Below are 19,788 nucleotides of genomic sequence, written 5' to 3' on the forward strand. Positions count from 1 at the left end.
CCGAGGGGCGCTTGTAGGACAACGCCTGACAAGCAGTAAAAGCAAGTCGCAGAAACAGTTGCAAAAATGCCGCGCAGTGCTGCGCGACGACGTCAGTTGATCAGATCAGTCGGTCATTCCGGACTTCATTTAGCCGCCGGCGTAATCCACGATGGCGCGCCGTGCAATACGCAGCGCGGCGTCCAGCTCGGCCGCCTTGACCTTGCAGTCGGAGGCGGATGCATCGCCGGAGAGCAGCGCCTCCAGCTCGCCCGCGAGACGATGCACGTCGGTCAGCGCCAGCGTGCCCGCGCTGCCGCGCAGCTTGTGCGCCAGCGTTTTTGCCTGGGACAATTCGTTGGCCTGAATGCGGGCCAGGATATCGCTGCCGGTTTTCTCGTATTGCTCGGCGAACTTGCTGAGGAATTTGCTGTAGACCTCCTTGCTGCCCCAGGCTTCCAGGCCGACCGCGACATCGAGTCCGGGCGTGGCGCTGGGAGTGGTCTCGATGATGGTCGGAAAGGTGGTGGCAACACTGGCCGATGCGTAGGCCGGCTTGGCTTCGCGGCGCCGCTCCAGTTCATCGCCCGACAGATGCGCAATGTGCTGGCGCACCACCGAGATGATCTGCTCGACGTTGTAGGGCTTGGAGAGGAAGCCGTTCATGCCGGCCGTCATTGCCGCCTCTTGCTGCGCCTTGAAGGCGCCCGCCGTCAGCGCGATGATGGGCAGCGCGCGCAGTTGCAGCGTCTCGCGGATCTCGTGCGTGGCGGTGTAGCCGTCCATGACCGGCATCTGGATGTCCATCAGCACCAGGTCGGCGCCGTCCGGGTGTTCGCGCAGCCAGTCGACCGCTTCGCTGCCGTCGCCGACGGCGATGACCTCGGCGCCGTCGGCTTCGAGGATGCGCTTGGCGACTTCGCGGTTGATTTCGCTGTCGTCGACCACCAGCACGCGCACGCCGTCAATGCGGTTGTCGCCGGCGACGGTAGTGCTAACGCCGGCCTTGTCGGCCCCTGCCCCTGCTCGTGTGCTGCCGGCGCCCGCTTCGCCGCTGCGGCGCTGGCGCACGTGAACGATGGTGTTGTACAGCGTCGACGGCGTGACCGGTTTGGTGATGACCGCGTCGAGCAATTGCGCGTCAGGCGAAGTCATGACGTCGTCGCGGCCGTAAGCCGTCACCATGATCACGATCGGCGGCTGAGCATGCGAAGACGATGCTTCACGGATCGCCCTGGCGGCCTCCAGACCGTCCATGCCCGGCATACGCCAGTCGAGCAGGAAAATGTCGTAGCTCAGGTTATGGCGCAGCCGCACCATGGCCTTGGAAATCGCGTCCTCGCCGGATTCCACCGTATCGACCTGCCAGCCCATGGACTTGATGGTGTCGGCCAGCACGGCGCGCGCGGTGGCGTTGTCATCGGCCACCAGCACGGTGAGCGGTCCTTCCAGCGGCAACTTCTCCGCGGCATGCGGGATCACCTGGAACGGCAGCATGAACCAGAACTGGCTGCCCTTGCCCGGTTCGCTGATGACGCCGATTTCGCCGCGCATCAATTGCACCAGGTGGCGGCAGATGGTCAGGCCGAGGCCGGTGCCGCCATAGCGCCGCGTGGTGGAGGTGTCTTCCTGGGTGAAGGCGTGGAAAATATCCTGCTGGCGTTCTTCCGGGATGCCGATGCCGCTGTCGGTCACGGCAAAGCGCAGCATGACCTGGTCGCCGACTTCGCTGATGACGGCGACGTGGACGCTGATCTCGCCATGTGCGGTGAACTTGATAGCGTTGCTGGTGAGATTGGTGAGGATCTGCTCCAGCCGCAAGGCATCGCCGTGCAGATGTTCAATGCCGACATCGTTGAAGCCAACCACCAGTTCCACATCTTTGTCGCCGATATTAGGGGCGGTGACGTTGACCACGTTTTCCAGCACCGCACTGAGGCGGAACGGCACGTGCTCGACCTCCAGCCGTCCCGCTTCGATCTTGGAGACGTCGAGGATGTCGTTGATGATGCCCAGCAGCGAATGGCCGGCGGTGATGATCTTACGCACCAGATCGCGCTGGTCGGCGTTGAGTGCGGTCTTCTCCAGCAGATAAGTCAGTCCGAGCACGGCGTTCATCGGCGTGCGGATTTCGTGACTCATGTTGGACAGGAAGCTGCTCTTGGCGCGCGTGGCCGATTCCGCCCGCGACAATGCCAGTTCGAGATTGCGGTTGGCGTCGAGCAGGTTTCTGGTTTGCTGCTCGACCAGACCCTCCAGACGCTGGCGGTATTGGGTCAGTTCTTTTTCCAGATGTTTGCGATCGGTGATGTCGCGCGCGATATACGAGGTGCCGACGATCTTCTTCTCGCCATCAAGGATGGGCGAAATCGTCACTGAAATATCGAGCAGGCGGCCGTCGCGGTGCCAGCGCGTGGTTTCGTAGTTGACCACGGTCTCGCCCTGCAGGATCTGCGCAGTGATACCGCGCGTTTCTTCGTTCTTTTCGGTCGGCACCAGCACGTAGACCGACTGATTGATCATTTCGTGCGCAAGATAGCCGAATACTTTTTCCGCGCCGGGGTTCCAGCTGTTGATGAGATCGTCGAGACCGGTGCCGATGATGGCGTCGTCCGACGACGCCACAATCGAAGCCAGCACGGACCGCGTTTCCTGATGACGCAGCAGGTCGGCGACGCGCTCTTCGCTGGCAATCAGTTCTGTTTCAGCTTTGAGGCGTTCATGCACGGCAGCTTCGCGGCGCTTGCGATGCACCGCCAGCTGCCAGCTCAGCAAGGCCAGGGCCAGCAGGATCAGCGCGACAAACCAGCTCAGCCGCATCAGAATGCGGTGGCTGTCGACGATCACGCGCTTCTGCGGCAGGAACAGCGCCACGGTCCAGGGCGATTGCTGGTGCAGGCCGTAACGGCCAGTGTTGCCGTCGATATCGACGCGTTGCCACGACCAGATGCCGTCGTCACCGATGATATTGCCGGCCGGCTGCGCCTGTATCTGCGTCCAGACGGCGGGATAGTCGCGCTTAAGACTGTCGTCACGCTTGAACATGAAGGCCCATTCATCAGCGGTATTGGTGCTGTAGAGCCAGAAGCCTTCGCCGTTGAGCAGCATGGCGCGGTTGACGCCGCGTTCAACCTGATTGGAGAAACGGTCCAGCAGCGGCGCCATCAGCAGGTTGATGATCAGGATGCCGCGCGCCTGGCCGCCACTGGTAAAGACCGTTACCGCCAGCCGCACGGTGGGCTTGTGCGGGACTTCGATCCTGCCGTTTTCGACGTTGAGATCCATCGGCGAAATCAGAATTTCGCCGCGCGGCAGCGCCATGGTGTCGGTGAAGTAGGGACGATCCTTCTTGCTCTGCAGATTTTTGTCGGCGATCAGCATCGGTCCGGTGCTGGTCATGTTCACGCGAACCTTTTCCATGCCGTCCTGATCGATCCAGCGCACCTGGTCGTAGTAGGGGTTGCGCAGCATCAGCGTGGAAAAACTCTCCACCATGCCGGCAATATTTTCCGGCGTCGGATCGTTGACGGCGCGGGCAATGGGCGGTTCGCCGGTGAGAATGCTCAGATGGCGCAGCGGCGCGTCCATGTCATTGGTCAGCGACGCCACGCCGAGCGCCACGCGTTCACGCTGCTCCAGTTGCAGGCGGTTCAGCTCGGCGTCAATGCGGCTGTGATAGAGGAAGGCCGCCGCCGCCAGCACCATGGCGGCCAGCGGCAGGAACTGCGCCAGAAAGTAATGCTGATTCCCCTTCAGCCTGCGCATGCGTTCTCCCGATGGAAACACTGGTCCGGAACCCGTTGACGGCAGGAGCGCCGCCGCTGTTGTTATCCCGGTCCGGTGTGCAGCCCATTATGCCCATGAACATCCGGCGTGGCAATTTGGTTGCCGGGACTACGCAAGGGGAGTTACGCGGCGCAGTTGCCGGTGGGTTACCAGGAAATCACGCTTCGGTAAACCGGAGCCCGCGCGGCGGACTGCCTGATTGTTGTGCTGCCTAGTTGGGCAAGTTCTGGGCTGAGAGTGTGTGCGCCAGTTTCTGCTCGCGGAACGCTTCGGTGACGAAGTCGACAAAGGCGCGCGTCTTGCCCGGCAGCAGTTTCTGGCTGGCGAAATACAGTGAAATCGGGCCGACGTCGGCATGCCAGTCCGGCAGCACGCGCACCAATGCGCCGCTTTGCAGGTGCGGCAGTGCATGCAGCACACCGACCAGGCCGATACCCATCCCCAGCAACGTGGCATGGCACACTGCCTCGGGATCGTTAAACAGCATCACCGGTTTTTGCACGGCTGTCATTTCGACCCCGCGACTATTGCGCATGATCTGTGTGCGTACCCGGCTGTTCAACGGCGAGCGCATGGCGACGCAAGGGAAGTCGCCGAGAGCAGCAGGATCTTTCGGCAAACGCTTGCCGCGTAAAAATGCCGGAGACGCCGCCGCAATGACGTGCACCGGCGCCAGCTCGCGCGCCACCATTCCGGGCGGCAGATCGAAGCCGCCGCCGATAGCCGCATCGAACCCGCCGGCGATCAGATCCAGCGGGCGGTTGTCAAAAAACCAATCGGGCGTCACTGCCGGATAACGTTCGAGAAACGCCGGCATGAGCGGCAGCAGATAGTCCATTCCCAATGCCTGCGACGTACTGAGCTTGAGCACGCCGGCCGGCTGCCCGGCATTGACGGTGATATCCGCGATGGCGCCCTGAATACTGTCCAGCCCGCCCTGCACCGACTGCAGAAAGCGCTCGCCGGCCTCGCTCAACGTCAACCCGCGCGTGCTGCGCTGGAACAGGCGCACGCCGAGATTGCGCTCCAGCTGCGCGACATTGCGGCTCACCGCTGCCGGCGTCAATGCCAGCCGCCGCGCCGCCGACGAGAAACTGCCGGTCTCCGCGCTGCGGACAAACGACTCCAGATTCGCCAGGGTTTCCATAAATCACTTTCAAGTAATGCTTGAAAGTGATTCTATCCGATCGCGACTAACGCGAGGGGAATGAAAGGCCTACAGTTCAATTCAGCAAAACCCGACTCAGCAAACCTTGCTGTCGCCCTGACGGCGCAGTACATCGCTGAATTCACACGTCACGACCTGACCACGAACTGAAAGGAAACATCATGAACATCAGCATCATCGGCGCCGGCGCCATCGGCACAGCCATCGCCCGCCAATTCGCCCGTAACGGCATCGCCGCCTCCATCGCCAACAGCCGCGGTCCGCAATCGCTGCAAGCGCTGACCGGCGAACTCGGTCCGCATATCAAGGCTGTCAGCGTCAAAGAAGCGGCGCAAGCCGACATCGTCTTCCTCGCCGTGAACTGGGGACGCATTCCCGACGCGCTCAAGGACGCCGGCCCATGGAACAAGCGCATTCTGATCGACGCCAACAACGCCGTCGACGCGGCGACGTTCAAGGGCGTCGATCTGGGCGGCCGCGCTTCCAGCGAAGTGGTGGCGGAATTTGCGCCCGGCGCGCGCGTGGTCAAATCCTTCAATCATTTGCTGGCCGCCGTGCTGGCCGGCGATCCGCAATCGGAAGGCGGACGCCGCGTGCTGTTTTTGTCCGGCGATGATGCCGACGCCAAGAAGACGGTCAGCGATCTGATCGCGCGCCTGGGCTTTGCGCCCGTCGATCTGGGCGGTGTGAATGAAGGCCGGGCGGCGCAATTTCCGGGGGGTCCGCTGCCGGTGCTGAATCTGGTGAAGTTCGGCTGAAGTCCAGCTGAACTTCAGTAAAGGTGCGTTCAGAATGGCGACGCACCGGCATGCACCTGCCCGATGCCGGCCACTTCGTCCTCGATCTGGAACAGATCCGAAAACTCGCAGCACTCCTGCGCCAGCATCAGGATCGATGAGATGAAGTTGCTCTTGCGTTCGCCGCGATAGAGCGCAACGTAGGGAATTTCCGGCAAGGCAGGGATGGTCTCGACGACCTCCAGCGCGCCGCGCTCGACCAGCGAGCGCAGGCACAAATGCGGCAGGTAGCTCACGCCCATGCCCGACACCGTCAGGCCGATCAGCGCCACCAGGCTGCTGCAGCTGATGGAATTGGACGGCGACACCACCTGCGACTTGAACCAGCGGTCGTAGATGATGCCGGTGCCTGACTTGTCGCCCTGCGTCAGTATGGTGTACTGCGCCAGCTCATGCATGCGCAGCACTCGCGGATTGGAAGACGAGCGCGGCAGCAAACCGGGCTTGGCCATCCACACACTCTTCACCTTGCCCATCGGCAGCACCGAGAAGCGCGATTCGGCAAAGGCGTCCGGCACGATGATGGCGTCGATCTCGTCGGCCAGCAGTTTGTCGCGCAGACTCACGCTCAGATCCACGTCCGGCTCGATCACCACTTTTGGATAATGCTCGCGCACCTGCTTGACCAGACGCGGCAGCCAGGTCATCGCCGTCAGCTCGGTAACGCCGATGCGCAGGCGGCGCTCCACCACTTCCGGTTTGCTGAACTGTTCGACGGCCGCGTCGCGCTGCTCCAGCAGGCGCTTGGCCACCATCAGCAATTCCTCGCCTTTTTCAGTCAACCGCGCCTGCCGCAGATCGCGGTCGAACAAGGCTGTGTCGAAACTGCTTTCCAGCTCCTTGATGCGCTTGGATACCGCCGACTGCGTGGTGTTGAGCTTGCGCGCGGCCGCCGCAAAGCCACCCAGGGAGGCGATCCAGTACAGGGCTTCGAGCTGTTTGAAGGAGAACATGCGAGCGCGGGAGTGAGGTGCATTGAGATGGTGCAATAAGCTGATTGTATTCCTAAAAGCGATGCAAATTGATAATTAAATATCGCTTTTTTTAGTTTTTCGGCACTCCTATTATCGAGCTAACGAGTAGGTACAAAACAAACACAAGCTTGAGGAGATCTTCACATGTCTGCATCCCCCTATGTCATCCATCCGGCCCCCGCAGTCGCCCCCGCAGCCATGCTGGACGCACTGCACGGGCTGGTGGTCTCGCACCTGAGCGACAACCTGCAACGCCTGTCGGGCGTGCGCGGCCTGCAGCGCCTGCATCCGGAGCGCAAGCTGGTCGGCACCGCTTTCACCGTCAAGACCCGCCCCGGCGACAACCTGCTGATCTACAAGGCGCTGATGATGATGTCGCCCGGCCATGTGCTGGTGGTCGACGGCGGCGGCGATACCAGCAACGCGCTGGTCGGCGAACTGATCATGCTGTACGCGCAGCAGCGCGGCTGCGCGGGTTTCGTGATCGACGCTGCGGTGCGCGACAGCGCAGCGTTCCACGCGGCGGACTTTCCCTGTTATGCGCGCGCCATCGGCCATCGCGGTCCCTACAAGAACGGCCCCGGCCAGATCAACGTGCCGGTCAGCATCGGCGGCCAGGTGATTCGTCCGGGCGACCTGATCGTCGGTGACGAAGACGGCGTGGTGTCGTTCGCGCCCGAACAGGCCGATACGCTGATCGCCGCCGCGCAACAGACGGCCGCCATGGAAGACGCCATCAAGGCCGAAATCGCCAACGGCAAGGTCGAACAGGCCTGGCTGAGCAAAGTCTTGCAGCCCTACGGCCTGTAGTTCGACCTCTTATTCATCCCCTTCTTCTTTCTTTTTTCTTTCACTGGAGCCGCAATTGGACAAGCTTCTGGCAGACCGCCTTTCTGCCGTCAAACCCTCACCGAGCATGGCCGCCAAAGCCCGCGTCGACGCCCTGCGCGCCGCCGGCCGCAATATCATTGATTTCACCATCGGCGAACCCGATTTCCCGACACCGGCGCACATCATTGCCGCCGGCGTCGATGCGCTGCAATCGGGCCACACGCGCTACACCGGCTCGACCGGCACGCCGGCGTTGCGCAAGGCGATTGCCGCCAAGCTGGAGCGCGAAAACCATCTGCGCTACGGCATCGACGAAATCGTGGTCGGCAACGGCGCCAAGCACATCATCTACAACGCCTTCGCCGCCACGCTCAATGACGGCGACGAAGTCATCATCCCGACGCCTTACTGGGTGTCGTATCCGGACATGGTGGCCATCAACGGCGGCAAGACGGTCATCGTCAGTTGCGATGCGGCCGGTGGTTTCAAGCTGAGCGCCGCTGCGCTGGAATCGGCGATCACCGCGCGCACCCGCTGGCTGGTGCTCAATACGCCCAACAATCCGAGCGGCGCGGTCTACACGTCCGACGAACTGACCGCCATCTGCACCGTGCTGCTGCGCCATCCGCAGGTATGGCTGATGACTGACGAAATCTACGAACACTTCGTCTACGGCGACGCGCAACATATCTCGCCGCTGCAAATCGCGCCTGCCCTGAAGGCGCGCACGCTGGTGGTCAACGGCGTATCGAAGGCGTATGCGATGACCGGCTGGCGCATCGGCTACGGCGCCGGGCCGCAGGAACTGATGAAAGCGCTGGCGCTGCTGATGTCGCAAAGCACCACCTGCCCGAGCGCGGTCAGCCAGGCCGCCGCCATCACCGCCTTGTCGGGGCCGCAGCAATGCGTGCTGCAGGGCCGCGATCTGTTCAGCAAACGGCGTGACGCCATCGTGGCGCTGATCAACGGCATCCCCGGCCTGCGCTGCCTGCCGCCGGACGGCGCCTTCTATGTTTTCGTCGATGTCGCCGGTCTGCTGGGTAAGCAAACCCCACAGGGCGCGACGCTGAACAACGACGTCGATGTCATGATGTATTTTCTTGAGCAGGCCGGCGTCGCCACCATTGATGGCGCATCCTACGGTCAGCCATCCTATTTGCGCATGTCGTTTGCGACCTCGATCGAGCAGATTGAATCGGGTTGCCGGCAACTGCGCGATGCTGTATCTCAATTGATGCCTTAACTGTCGTCTCAATAACTTGTCTCAGTCATTTCACTAACACCTCGGGAGAAATCATGTTCACACTCAAGCAGTCCGCCATCGCAGCGCTCACGACAGCAGTCCTGATGACGATCAGTTTTTCCGCCAGCGCCGACCAGCTCGCCGACATCAAGCAAAAAGGCACGCTGATTTGCGGTACGCTGGGCACCGCCGAGCCCTTCAGTTTTCCTAATCCGTCGACCCGCGAGATTCAGGGTTACGACGTCGATTTCTGTAAGGCCATCGCCAAGAGTCTCAACGTCAAACTGGAGCTGAAGATGATTTCGGTGGCGGCGCGCATTCCCGAGCTGCAGCAGAACCGCGTCGACATCGTCATCGCCAATCTGGGCTGGACGCCGGAACGCGCCGAGCAGATCGCCTACAGCGACGGCTACTACGCCAGCCTGCAAAAGGTCGCCGCGCGCCGCTCTTCCGGCTACAAGGGCTTGAACGACCTGGCCGGAAAACGCGTCAGCGCCACCAAGGGATCGACCTCGGAACTGGGCGTGCGCAAGTCCCTGCCGACTGCATCGACCACCACCTTCCAGGACCCGCCGGCCGCCTTCCTGGCAATGCAGCAAGGCAAGGTGGAAGGTTTCGCCGTGTCCGAGCTGATGCTGGTCAAGTTCAAGCAGCAGACCGAAGACAGCTCGCCGATCGACATCCTGGAACCGGCGCTGATGAACGAATACTGGGGTGTCGGCATGCGCAAGGAAGAGTCGGGTCTGATCAAGCATGTCAACGGCGTGCTCGAAAACATGGAAAAGACCGGCGAAGCCAAACAGGTCTTCGACAAGTGGCTTGGCCCGAACACGGCATACAAATTGCAACGCGGCTTCAAGATCGAACCGATCAAGGGTTGAGCGGTAAAAGCGACGATCTGCGCTGCCGCCTGCCCCGGATCACCCGGACAGGCGGCAGCAACGCAATGGGGGAAGGAACTGTATGAGTACCAAACTGGATTTTTCGGTGCTGTTGCGCGAGGACTATCCGCGCCTCATCATCGAGGGCATCAGCACCATGCTGCAACTGACCGGCTATGCCTGGATCCTGGCGATGACGGTCGGCATCCTGCTGGCGCTGCTGCGCATGACACGCAATCGCTGGGCCGAGCGCGCGGTCGCGCTGTTTGTCGAGTATCACCAGAACGTGCCGATGCTGGTGCAGATCTTTCTCTGGTATTTCGGCGTGCCGACCTTGCTGCCGGACAGTGTGCAGCTGTGGTTCAACCAGCGTCACAGCGAATTCCTGTTTGCCATCATTGCGGTCGGCCTGTGCATGTCGGCCTACATCTCCGAAAGCCTGCGCAGCGGCATCCGCGCCATTCCCGGTTCACAGATGGAAGCGGCGCGCGCCCTCGGCCTGTCCTACCTCGGGGCATCGCGCCTGGTGATCTTGCCGCAAGCCTTGCGCATCGCCCTGCCGACGCTGGTCAGCCACACCGTGCTGCTGTTCAAGAACACCAGCCTGGCGATGGTCGTCGGCGTCGCCGAACTGACCTACGCCACGCGTGAAATCGAAAGCCAGTCCTTCCACACCATCGAAACCTATCTGCTAACGACCATGATCTACCTCGGCATATCGCTGCTGATCATGGCCGGCGGCGCGATGCTGGAAAACCGTTACCGCATCAAGACGCGCTGAGGACCATCGTGATCATCGACATCTTTCATATCCTGCGCGACAACTGGACGCTGCTGCTAATCGGCCAGTACCCCAACGGCCCGCTGGGCGGCCTGGCGGTCACGCTGATCCTGTCCGTGGCCGGCCTGGCGCTGGCGTTTCCGGTGAGCGTGCTGCTGGCGCTGGGACGCGTCAGCCCGCTGGCGATCCTGCGTGCGCCGGCCATCGCCATCATCTATACAGTGCGCGGCGTGCCGCTGGTGATGTTCATTTTCTGGGTGTATTTCTTTGTGCCGCTGCTGATCGGCACTACCATTTCCGGCTTCACCACGATGCTGGTGACGGTGGTGATCTATGAAGCCGCGTATCTGGCCGAAGTGATCCGCGCCGGCATCGAGGGCCTCCCCAAAGGCCAGGTTGAAGCCTCACGCGCACTGGGCATGAGCTATCTGCAGACCATGTTCAAGATCGTGCTGCCGCAGGCGCTCTACAACATGCTGCCGGCGATGATCAGCCAGTTCGTCTCGACCATCAAGGAAACCTCGCTGGGCTATGTCATCAGCGTCAACGAACTGACCTTCGCCGCCAACCAGATCAACAGTACCTTGCTGACCAAGCCCTTCCCGGTATTCGTGATGCTGGCGCTGATCTACTTCGTGCTGTGCTCGCTGCTGACGCAATTTGCCCGCTGGCTGGAACGCCGCATTGCCAGACGCCGCAGCGGCGTTCCTCGCAGCACGGTTGCAACGGTAGTCCCAAATAGCAATACGGTCGCAGCGACCACGGCGGCCTGATCAATTTCAACGGAATCGACACCATGGAAACATCTTCCGGCGGCATCGCCACAACCACGCCTAACGATACAAACAGCATGATCAGCTTCGATCAGGTCAACAAATGGTACGGCTCCTATCACGCACTGGCCGACGTCAACGCCAGCGTCACCAAGGGTGAGGTCGTCGTGGTTTGCGGCCCTTCCGGATCAGGCAAGTCGACGCTGATCCGCACCGTCAACCGGCTCGAAGAAATCCAGAAGGGCAAGATCGTCTTCGACGGTCAGGATGTGCATGCGCCCAAGCTGGATCTGAATCGCTTCCGCGCCCGCGTGGGCTTTGTGTTTCAGAGCTTCAACCTGTTCCCGCATCTGTCGGTGCTGGACAACATCGTCATGGCGCCGGTCAACGTGCGCGGCAGCAAACGCAGCGAAGCGCGGGTACGTGCACTGGAGTTGTTGGAGCGTGTCGGCCTGGCCAGCAAAGCCGAGTCGTACCCCGGCCAATTGTCCGGCGGGCAACAGCAGCGCGTGGCGATCGCACGGGCGCTGGCCATGGATCCGCCGGCGATGCTGTTCGACGAACCGACTTCCGCCCTTGACCCGGAAATGGTCGGCGAGGTGTTGCAAGTGATGAAGCAACTTGCCCGCGACGGCATGACCATGATCTGCGTCACGCACGAAATGGGCTTCGCGCGCGAAGTCGCCGACCGCGTATGGTTCATGGACCAGGGACGCATCGTGGAAACCGGCACGCCGGAAGATTTCTTCCTGCGTCCGCAAAGCATGCGCGCGCAAAAATTCCTGTCGGAGTTGCGCGCGCATTGATTCCGTCTTCAGAAATTCTGTCTCTAGCTTAACCGGCCAGTAGACGTCCTTTCAGGACGCCACGCAGTCAGACAAACTGCCATCCTGCCGTCGGAAAACTCCTTGATCGTGTCGATCTGAAGAATCGTTTTCCAGCGGTGTTTTTCCTTTCTTCTTTCACCGGCTCTTATTGAACTTTCGTTGTCGGCGCGCGGCCCAACCGTCTGCTTCCAGCCAATTTTCGATGAGACCATCATGAAAGAAAACCAGCAAGAAGACTTCCCCGGCGCATCCCCTCGCAGCAATGCCGATGACGGCGCGCCCCGCTCTGCCCCTTCCGTTGTCGAAAACGCAAATCCATCGGCACAGGCCAATGGCATTCCGCATCTGACGCGCCGCTCCTTCCTGATGTGGGTCGGTTCCAGCGGCGCGGCGACGGCCTTGCCTGCGTCGGCACTTGCAGCGCCGCTGGCGGCGCCCGCTCCGTTAACTGCCGATCCGGGACTAGTGAATGTACGGCTGACCGTCAACGACGTCGTGCGCGACGTTCAGGTCGACGTGCGCACCAGCCTGCTCGATTACCTGCGCGAAAATCTCCAGCTTACCGGCACCAAGAAAGGTTGCGATCACGGCCAGTGCGGCGCCTGTACGGTGCATGTCAACGGCCGCCGCGTGAACTCCTGCCTGAGCTTCGTGGCGATGCACGATGGTGATGCCGTGACCACCATCGAAGGACTGGGTACACCGGATCGGCTGCACCCGATGCAGGCGGCCTTCGTCGCCCACGACGGCTTGCAGTGCGGCTACTGCACCGCGGGCCAGATCATGTCGGCGACGGCCCTGCTGAAAGAACCCTGCGGGCGCAGCGACACCGACATCAAGGAAGCGATGAGCGGCAACATCTGCCGCTGCGGCGCTTATTCCAACATTGTGGCGGCGATCCGGCAGGTTCGCGACGCTACCTGATCACTCTCTCCAAGGAATCGCCATGCACACCTTCCAGATGTTGCGCGCACAGACGCCCGACGACGCCGTGCGGCTCGCTGCCGCCGCCGATGGTGCAGACATCGCGCCGCGGCCGATCCGTTTTCTTGCCGGCGGCACCACGCTGGTGGACCTGATGAAACTCGACGTCGAGCAACCGCAGCAGGTCATCGACATCAACCGCCTGCCGTTCGATCAGGTAGAGCAAACCGCCGACGGCGGCCTGAAGATCGGTGCGCTGGTACGCAACAGCGATCTCGCCAATCATCCGCTGGTAATGCAACGCTATCCAGTGCTGAGCCAGGCGCTGCTGTCGGGCGCGTCGGCGCAGTTGCGCAATATGGCGACCACCGGGGGTAATCTTTTGCAGCGTACCCGCTGCGTGTATTTCCGCGATATCGCCGCGGCCTGCAACAAACGCCGGCCCGGCAGCGGCTGTGCGGCGATGGAGGGCTTCCATCGCAACCTGGCGATCCTCGGCATCAGCGATCAATGCATCGCCACCAATCCCTCCGACATGAACGTCGCGCTGACGGCGCTGGAAGCGATCGTCCACGTGCAGGGCGCCGGCGGTGCGCGCATGATTCCGATCAACGATTTCTACCTGTTGCCGGGCGCCACGCCGCAGCGCGAAACGGTGCTCGCGCCGGGCGAGCTGGTGACGCACGTGTCGCTGGCCGCACCGGTGGCAAACGCGGCATCGACCTATCTCAAATTGCGCGACCGCGCTTCGTATGAATTTGCGTTGTCGTCGGCGGCAGTGCTGATTGGCGTCAGTGGCGGCCGCATCTCGCATGCGCGCGTGGCGCTGGGCGGCGTCGGCACGCGGCCATGGCGGTCGCCGGAAGCCGAAGCGGTGCTGCAAGGTGCAGCGCCGAGCGTCGATACATTTGCGCGAGCGGCGGCGGCATCTGTGCGCGATGCGCGCACGCATCGCGACAACGCGTTCAAGGTGGACCTGATCCAGCGCTGCCTGGTGCAGGCGCTCAAGATCGCAGTTTCACCTGCACAAAGGAGCGCATGATGCCTGACACTATTGTGACCACCATCCCGATCCAGTCGCAGACGCCCGCCATCCAGACCGGCGTCGGCGCTGCCGTGTCGCGCATCGACGGCCCGCTCAAGGTCACCGGCCGTGCGCGCTACACCTCGGACCATCGCTTCCCCGGCATGCTGATTGCGGTGCCGGTATGCGCCACCATCGCCAGCGGCGCGATCCGGGGCATCGATACCTCGGTGGCAGCGGCGATGCCGGGCGTGCGCATCGTCTACACGCACGACAACATCGGCAAGTTCTTCCACATCAATGCCGCCTCGGGCGTGAAGACCGACGAGCGCCGTCCACCGCTGGAAGACAATACGGTGCGCTACTACGGCCAGTATGTGGCGCTGGTGGTGGCCGACACCTTCGAGCAGGCGACTGCGGCGGCAGCAACAGTCAAGCTCGACTACCGCCGCGATCCGCACGACGTCAGCAAGCTGCTCGCGACCGATGACAAACCCAAGACCGACACCGAGCGCGGCAATCCCGATCAGGCCTTCGCTTCCTCTGCGGCAGCGGTACGGCTCGACGAAACCTACACCACGCCGGTCGAAACGCACAACCCGATCGAGCTGCACGCCTCGATCGCCCTGTACGACGGGCCGTCGCAATCCTTCACGCTGTACGAAACCTCGCAAGCCATCGTCAACCATCGCGGCGTGATGAGCCAGATGCTGGGCGTACCGCAGGAGAACATGCGCATCGTCACCGAGTATCTCGGCTCCGGTTTCGGCGGCAAGCTCTGGCCATGGGGACACAGCCTGCTGGCGGCGCAGGCGGCGCGCAATCTGCGCCGTCCGGTCAAGCTGGTGATCTCGCGCGACATGATGTTCCACAACGTCGGCCACCGCACCAACACCCAGCAGCGCATCCGGCTGGCGGCCACCAGCGGCGGCAAGCTGCTGTCGCTGCAGCAGGATTATCTGTTCCATGTGGCGCAGGTGGAAGCCAGCATGGAGCGCTGTGGCGAATCGACGGCCTATCTCTACGGCACCGAAAACATGCGCATCACCGGCGCACCGGTCAAACGCCACATCGCGCCGAACACGTCGATGCGCGGACCGGGCGCCGTGCCCGGCCTGTTCGCTACCGAATCGGCCATGGACGAACTGGCCGTGCGGCTCAATATCGATCCGGTGCAACTGCGCCTGCTCAACGAACCGGCGACCGACCAGAGTATCCGCGCACCCTTCTCTTCCCGGCATTTGCGCGAAGCTCTCCTGACCGGCGCCGAACGCTTCGGCTGGGAGCGCCGCAATCCGCAGGTCGGCAGCATGCAGCAAAACGGTGAGATCCTCGGCTGGGGTGTGGCCGCGTGTTCGTGGATTGCGCGCCGCGTCGGCGCCGAAGCCTCGGTGACGCTGGGCAGCGACGGCGCCGCGCGCATCTATTCCGCCGTGCAGGATATCGGCACCGGCACCTATACCGTGGTGTCGCAGATGGTGGCGGAACTGACCGGCATTCCGATGGCGAAGATCATCGTCGCCATCGGCGATACGCGTCTGCCGCCGGGTCCGATGTCGGGCGGCTCGATGGCGACCGCCTCCATGGTGCCGGCAGTGGCGCAAGCCGCGCGCGCGGCGATGAAGCAAGTCGTGTCGCTGGCGTCCGAGCATGAGCGCTCGCCCTTCCACGGCGTCAAACCGGATGCGCTGGCGTTCACGCAAGGCCGCGTGCATCGGCATGACCAGTCGCCGCAAAGCGGCGTGCCGTTCGCCGACATCCTTGCAGCTGCGCAGGTGAGCGGCGTCGACGGCAAAGGCAAGTCCGGTCCCAGCGGCGAGGACCCCGGCGCGAAAAATATTTCCATCCATTCCTACGGCGCGCACTTTGTGGAAGTGCGCTGGCAACCCGACATCGCGCGGCTGCGGGTGAGCCGCGTGGTGACCGTGATCGACGCCGGCCGCATCATCAATCCGCGCACGGGACGCAACCAGATCGAGGGCGCGGTGGTGATGGGCATCGGCATGGCGCTGTTCGAGCAGACCCACTACGACCAGCGCAGCGGCAAGCCGGTTAACAACAATCTGGCCGATTACGTGATGGTAACCAATGCCGATTCGCCGGAGATGGACGTGGTGTTCCTCGACTATCCCGACAAGGCGCTCGACGAAATCGGCGCGCGCGGCATCGGCGAGATCGGCATCGCGGGCATCGCGCCGGCAATCACGGCTGCGGTGTATCACGCCACCGGCGTGCGCGTGCGCGACCTGCCGGTGGATATCGAGGACTTGCTGAAGGCGCCTTACCGTTACAGCGCTTAAAGGACTTGAAACGGCACTTGAAACGGCGCCTGAACACCGGCGCTGAAACTGCGCTACATTGAGCATTCTTTTCCCACTCCAAGGAACGCTCATGTCCAGCCCAGCCATCGAAGTCAAACGCGACCAGTCGCTCGCCATGCGCCACATCGTGCACGTGCGCAATCACCTGATCTCCGTCGACGGTTCGGCGGAAGAAGGCGGCGACGACGCCGGTCCCAATCCGCATGACCTGTACGACGCCGCGCTCGGTGCCTGCAAAGCGCTGACGCTGGTGTGGTACGCCAAGCGCAAGAACATTCCGGTGGAAGACATCCAGGTCGCCATCACCCGCGACAACAGCGAAGAACGCCAGGGAACCTATCGCCTGGCAGCGTCAATCAGCCTGACCGGCGATCTCACCGAAGCGCAGCGCCAGGAGCTGCTGGCCGTCGCGGAAAAATGCCCGGTGCAAAAACTGATGACCAGCGTCACGACCGAGGTCACCACCACACTGGCCTGACCCTTCCTCAATCCTCAATACTGCACAACTCCCGCACCAGCCCACGCAACCACTTGTGCACCGGATCCGCGTGGCGGCGCGGGTGCCAGCTTTGCGAGACTTCCACTTCCGGCGTCGCCAGCGGCAGCGGAAAGATGTGCAGGTCCAGATGTTCCGTTGCCCACCGCGCGAACGTGGCCGGCGCCGCGGCGATCATGTCGGAAGAAGCCGCCATCATCACCGCCGATTGAAATCCCGGCGCCACCAGCCTGACCTTGCGCTGCAAACCGCGCGCCGCCAATGCGTCGTCGATCGGACCTTTATCGTTGCCGTTGCGCGACGCAGAGATATGCGGCCAGGCGGTGAAACCGGCGAGGCTGACTTTCTTGCGCGCCAGGGGATGGCCGGCACGCACCACGCCCACGAAGGGCGTGCGGAACAAGACCTGGCTGTGCAGCTCTTCGGACATGCTATCGTCACCGGGATGCAACGCCCCCACCTCCAGATCCACCACGCCGTCGCGCAGGGCGCCGACGTATTTGTCGGTGCGCGGTGAAAAGCGCAGTGAAATGCCGGGCGCTTCCTGCGCGACGCGTTGCGCCAGCCGCGCCGCCCATGCACCGGCGAAGCCGTCGTTGGTGCGCAAGACCAGCGTGCGTTCCACCGTCGACAGATCGACCTGATCGGTCATGAACACCTTACGCATCTGTTCGGCAAGGGCGTCGATTTTTTCTCGCAGTTCCAGCGCGCGCTGGGTCGGCACCAGTCCGCGTCCGGCCGGGACGAACAGCGGATCGCCGACGGCATTGCGCAAATTGGCGAGGCGGCGGCTCATGGCCGGTGCGCTCAGGTGCAATCGCCTGGCCGCGCCGACGACGCTTCCTTCGCGCAGCAAGGCCTCAAGGTCGAGCACCATGTTGAAGTCGAGATCGCGCATGACGTTGCTCCTGGAGATGAAGGTTTGCGGTATCGGTGAAAGAGGATTGTTACTGCATGACTGCCACGCCGATTGCTGCATGTAATGCACTGATCAATTGCAACAATATCACTTTATGCATGCATCGCAATACCGCAGGATAGTGCAACAACACCTCAAGGAGCAATCATGTCGAACAACACATCTTCGCTTGCACAGCCTGTCCCTACGGCGCCGTCCGACCTGCGGTTCTATCTCTTCCCGCTGCTGGCGGTCTGCATCTGGAGCGGCAACACCATCATCACCAAGGCGGCGTCGACGGCGATCGAGCCGGCGGCCATCGCCTTCTATCGCTGGCTGCTGGCGGTGCTGGTGATGACCCCCTTCCTCGGGCGCGAGGCATGGCGGCAGCGCGCAGTGATCGCCGCCCACTGGCCGCGCCTGCTGCTGCTCGGCGCATTGGGCATGGCGATGTATCAGGGCCTTGCATATGAAGCGGCGCGCACCACCTCGGCCGTCAACATGGGCGTGACGGTGGCCCTGATGCCGCTGATCTCGGCCTGCCTGAGCAGCCTGTTTGCGGGCGAGCGCCTGTCCACTGCGCGCATCGTCGGGGGCGTATTGTCGCTGCTGGGACTGGTGGTGCTGAGTTCGCACGGCGATCCGGCCCGGCTGTTCAGCGGCGGCGTGCATATCGGCGACGCGCTGATGCTGATTGCCGTGACGTCCAACGCCTTCTACGGCGTGCTGCTGAAACGCTGGGCGCTGCCGCTGTCGACATGGATCCAGCTGTATGTGCAGGCTGCATTCGGCAGCCTGATCCTGCTGCCGTTCTGGCTGGCGGCGCCGGCCTCGCCGCTGACGGCGCAAAACCTGCCGATGGTGATGTATGCCGGACTGCTGGCCTCGATCGGCGCGCCGTTCATGTGGATGAATGCGATCAGGCATCTGGGCGCTCCGCGCAGCGCCTTGTTCGCCAATCTGATTCCGCTGCTGGTGGCGCTGGCGGCATGGGCGCTGCTCGGCGAACAGTTGCACGCTTATCATGCGCTGGCCGGCGCCCTGGTCCTCCTCGGCGTGGCATGGGGCCAGCGCAGTGGGAGCAAGTCGCAGGTGAAGGGAAAATGAAAAGGCAATGAAGAAGCAACGACGATGCGCAGCCGATCAGCCCCGCCTGACCGGCTGCTGTCGCGTCAGCGTTAAGCGCCGCGTTTAATCAGCTCCTGCAACACCGTCTCCAGACCGACCACACCCTTGCGCGTGCCGTCGCGGCCCGATTCAAAATCGATCCAGCCTTCGTTGAATCCATCCAGCATCTGCATGCGCGGCAGAGGATTGCGCATGCCCTGCGAGCGAAACACGTCGTCCCAGGTGAAGCGCGGCACGGCTTCCATCTTCACCTCGCGACCCAGCAGCTTGCCGAAGCAGGCGGCGATCTCCAGCGGAGTGGTGCGCTTTGGACCTTCCAGTTCGACGATGCGTACGCCGCTCCACTCTTCCAGCAACATTTCTGCCGCGACGCCGCCGACGTCGGCGGTCGCCACCATCGGCACCGGCTTGTCCAGCGGCTGCAGATAGCTGGGGATCACGCCGTCGCGTGCGGGCGCCACGTCCCAGACGGCGTTTTCCATGAACCAGCCGGCGCGCAGGAAAGCCACCGGCATCGGCAGATCGCTCAGCGCTTCTTCCAGCAGACCGAGCTGATTCAGCAGATTGGTCTGCGTGGCGCGCGCGCCGATGGTCGAGAGGCACACCACTTTGCCCGGCCTGGCGGCGAGCAAAGCCGTCTTGATGGAGGCGATGGCGGCGCGTGCTTCCGGATAGCCGGCGCTGGGGTCAAAGGTCGGCGGCAGCAGGATGAAGACGCCTTCCATACCGGTGAAGGCGCGCTCCAGCGAAGCGCTGTCTTCCACCGTCGCCAGCGCCAGGTCACATCCTTGTGCGGCCCACAGCGCACCTTTGGCGGCATCGCGAACAACGGCGCGCACCGATTTTTTCTGACCCAATAATTGACGGGCGACAACGCCGCCGACCTGACCGGTAATTCCTGTGATGGCAAACATGGCTTTCTCCAGATGATTTCAGAGTTGAAATAAAGACCCAGCA

17 protein-coding genes are annotated in these 19,788 nt (G+C 62.7%); 12 read left to right on the plus strand and 5 right to left on the minus strand.

Annotated features, from left to right (window positions below):
• Window positions 1-129: 129 nt before the first annotated feature.
• Window positions 130-3,744, minus strand: a complete 3,615-nt coding sequence (locus AC1RN6_RS19475) for a response regulator (RefSeq protein WP_493007075.1) — start codon at window positions 3,742-3,744, stop codon at window positions 130-132.
• A gap of 232 nt (window positions 3,745-3,976) precedes the next feature.
• Window positions 3,977-4,912 carry a LysR family transcriptional regulator gene (locus AC1RN6_RS19480; RefSeq protein WP_493007076.1) on the minus strand — a complete coding sequence of 312 codons (936 nt, stop codon included), beginning with the start codon at window positions 4,910-4,912 and terminating at the stop codon, window positions 3,977-3,979.
• Window positions 4,913-5,094: 182 nt separating this feature from the next.
• Here AC1RN6_RS19480 and AC1RN6_RS19485 point away from each other — a divergent pair, with 182 nt between their 5' ends.
• Window positions 5,095-5,691, plus strand: coding sequence for an NADPH-dependent F420 reductase (locus tag AC1RN6_RS19485; RefSeq protein WP_493007077.1), 597 nt, complete (start codon window positions 5,095-5,097; stop codon window positions 5,689-5,691).
• Window positions 5,692-5,720: 29 nt separating this feature from the next.
• On the opposite strand, the gene AC1RN6_RS19490 is transcribed toward AC1RN6_RS19485, so the two are convergent.
• Entirely contained in the window at window positions 5,721-6,683 is a 963-nt protein-coding gene (locus AC1RN6_RS19490) for a LysR family transcriptional regulator (RefSeq protein WP_493007078.1), read from the minus strand.
• A 165-nt stretch (window positions 6,684-6,848) separates the two neighbouring features.
• On the opposite strand from AC1RN6_RS19490, the gene AC1RN6_RS19495 reads away from it, so the two are divergent.
• The 10 genes from AC1RN6_RS19495 (at window position 6,849) to AC1RN6_RS19540 (ending at window position 16,787) form a co-directional block, all read left to right on the plus strand.
• A complete protein-coding gene (locus tag AC1RN6_RS19495) occupies window positions 6,849-7,514 on the plus strand; it encodes an RraA family protein (RefSeq protein WP_493007079.1) in 666 nt (221 codons plus the stop codon).
• A gap of 106 nt (window positions 7,515-7,620) precedes the next feature.
• Window positions 7,621-8,778, plus strand: a complete 1,158-nt coding sequence (locus AC1RN6_RS19500; RefSeq protein ID WP_493007365.1) for a pyridoxal phosphate-dependent aminotransferase — start codon at window positions 7,621-7,623, stop codon at window positions 8,776-8,778.
• Window positions 8,779-8,831: 53 nt separating this feature from the next.
• On the plus strand, window positions 8,832-9,659 hold the full coding sequence (locus AC1RN6_RS19505; RefSeq protein WP_493007080.1) for an ABC transporter substrate-binding protein: 828 nt from the start codon (window positions 8,832-8,834) through the stop codon (window positions 9,657-9,659).
• A gap of 82 nt (window positions 9,660-9,741) precedes the next feature.
• Window positions 9,742-10,440: an amino acid ABC transporter permease gene (locus tag AC1RN6_RS19510; protein ID WP_493007081.1), complete on the plus strand. Its 699-nt coding sequence runs from the start codon at window positions 9,742-9,744 to the stop codon at window positions 10,438-10,440.
• A gap of 20 nt (window positions 10,441-10,460) precedes the next feature.
• The gene (locus AC1RN6_RS19515) at window positions 10,461-11,213 is read left to right on the plus strand and encodes an amino acid ABC transporter permease (protein WP_493007366.1); all 753 of its coding nucleotides are present in this window, start codon (window positions 10,461-10,463) and stop codon (window positions 11,211-11,213) included.
• Window positions 11,214-11,290: 77 nt separating this feature from the next.
• Window positions 11,291-12,019, plus strand: a complete 729-nt coding sequence (locus tag AC1RN6_RS19520; RefSeq protein ID WP_493007367.1) for an amino acid ABC transporter ATP-binding protein — start codon at window positions 11,291-11,293, stop codon at window positions 12,017-12,019.
• Between the two features lie 387 nt (window positions 12,020-12,406).
• Window positions 12,407-12,964, plus strand: coding sequence for a (2Fe-2S)-binding protein (locus tag AC1RN6_RS19525; RefSeq protein WP_493007368.1), 558 nt, complete (start codon window positions 12,407-12,409; stop codon window positions 12,962-12,964).
• Window positions 12,965-12,986: 22 nt separating this feature from the next.
• A complete protein-coding gene (locus AC1RN6_RS19530) occupies window positions 12,987-14,006 on the plus strand; it encodes an FAD binding domain-containing protein (protein WP_493007082.1) in 1,020 nt (339 codons plus the stop codon).
• Window positions 14,003-16,288, plus strand: a complete 2,286-nt coding sequence (locus tag AC1RN6_RS19535) for a xanthine dehydrogenase family protein molybdopterin-binding subunit (protein ID WP_493007083.1) — start codon at window positions 14,003-14,005, stop codon at window positions 16,286-16,288. Before AC1RN6_RS19530 ends, AC1RN6_RS19535 begins: the two co-directional genes overlap by 4 nt.
• Before the next feature lie 91 nt (window positions 16,289-16,379).
• Entirely contained in the window at window positions 16,380-16,787 is a 408-nt protein-coding gene (locus AC1RN6_RS19540) for an OsmC family protein (protein WP_493007084.1), read from the plus strand.
• Between the two features lie 7 nt (window positions 16,788-16,794).
• On the opposite strand, the gene AC1RN6_RS19545 is transcribed toward AC1RN6_RS19540, so the two are convergent.
• Window positions 16,795-17,703 carry a LysR family transcriptional regulator gene (locus tag AC1RN6_RS19545; protein ID WP_493007085.1) on the minus strand — a complete coding sequence of 303 codons (909 nt, stop codon included), beginning with the start codon at window positions 17,701-17,703 and terminating at the stop codon, window positions 16,795-16,797.
• A gap of 168 nt (window positions 17,704-17,871) precedes the next feature.
• Between AC1RN6_RS19545 and AC1RN6_RS19550 the strand changes: the two genes are divergently transcribed.
• A complete protein-coding gene (locus AC1RN6_RS19550; RefSeq protein WP_493007086.1) occupies window positions 17,872-18,810 on the plus strand; it encodes a DMT family transporter in 939 nt (312 codons plus the stop codon).
• A 71-nt stretch (window positions 18,811-18,881) separates the two neighbouring features.
• Here AC1RN6_RS19550 and AC1RN6_RS19555 read toward each other — a convergent pair whose 3' ends face one another.
• Window positions 18,882-19,745, minus strand: coding sequence for an NmrA family NAD(P)-binding protein (locus tag AC1RN6_RS19555; protein ID WP_493007087.1), 864 nt, complete (start codon window positions 19,743-19,745; stop codon window positions 18,882-18,884).
• Window positions 19,746-19,788 lie beyond the last annotated feature (43 nt).

The organism is Herbaspirillum sp. GW822-FHT03A08 (genome assembly GCF_058801885.1).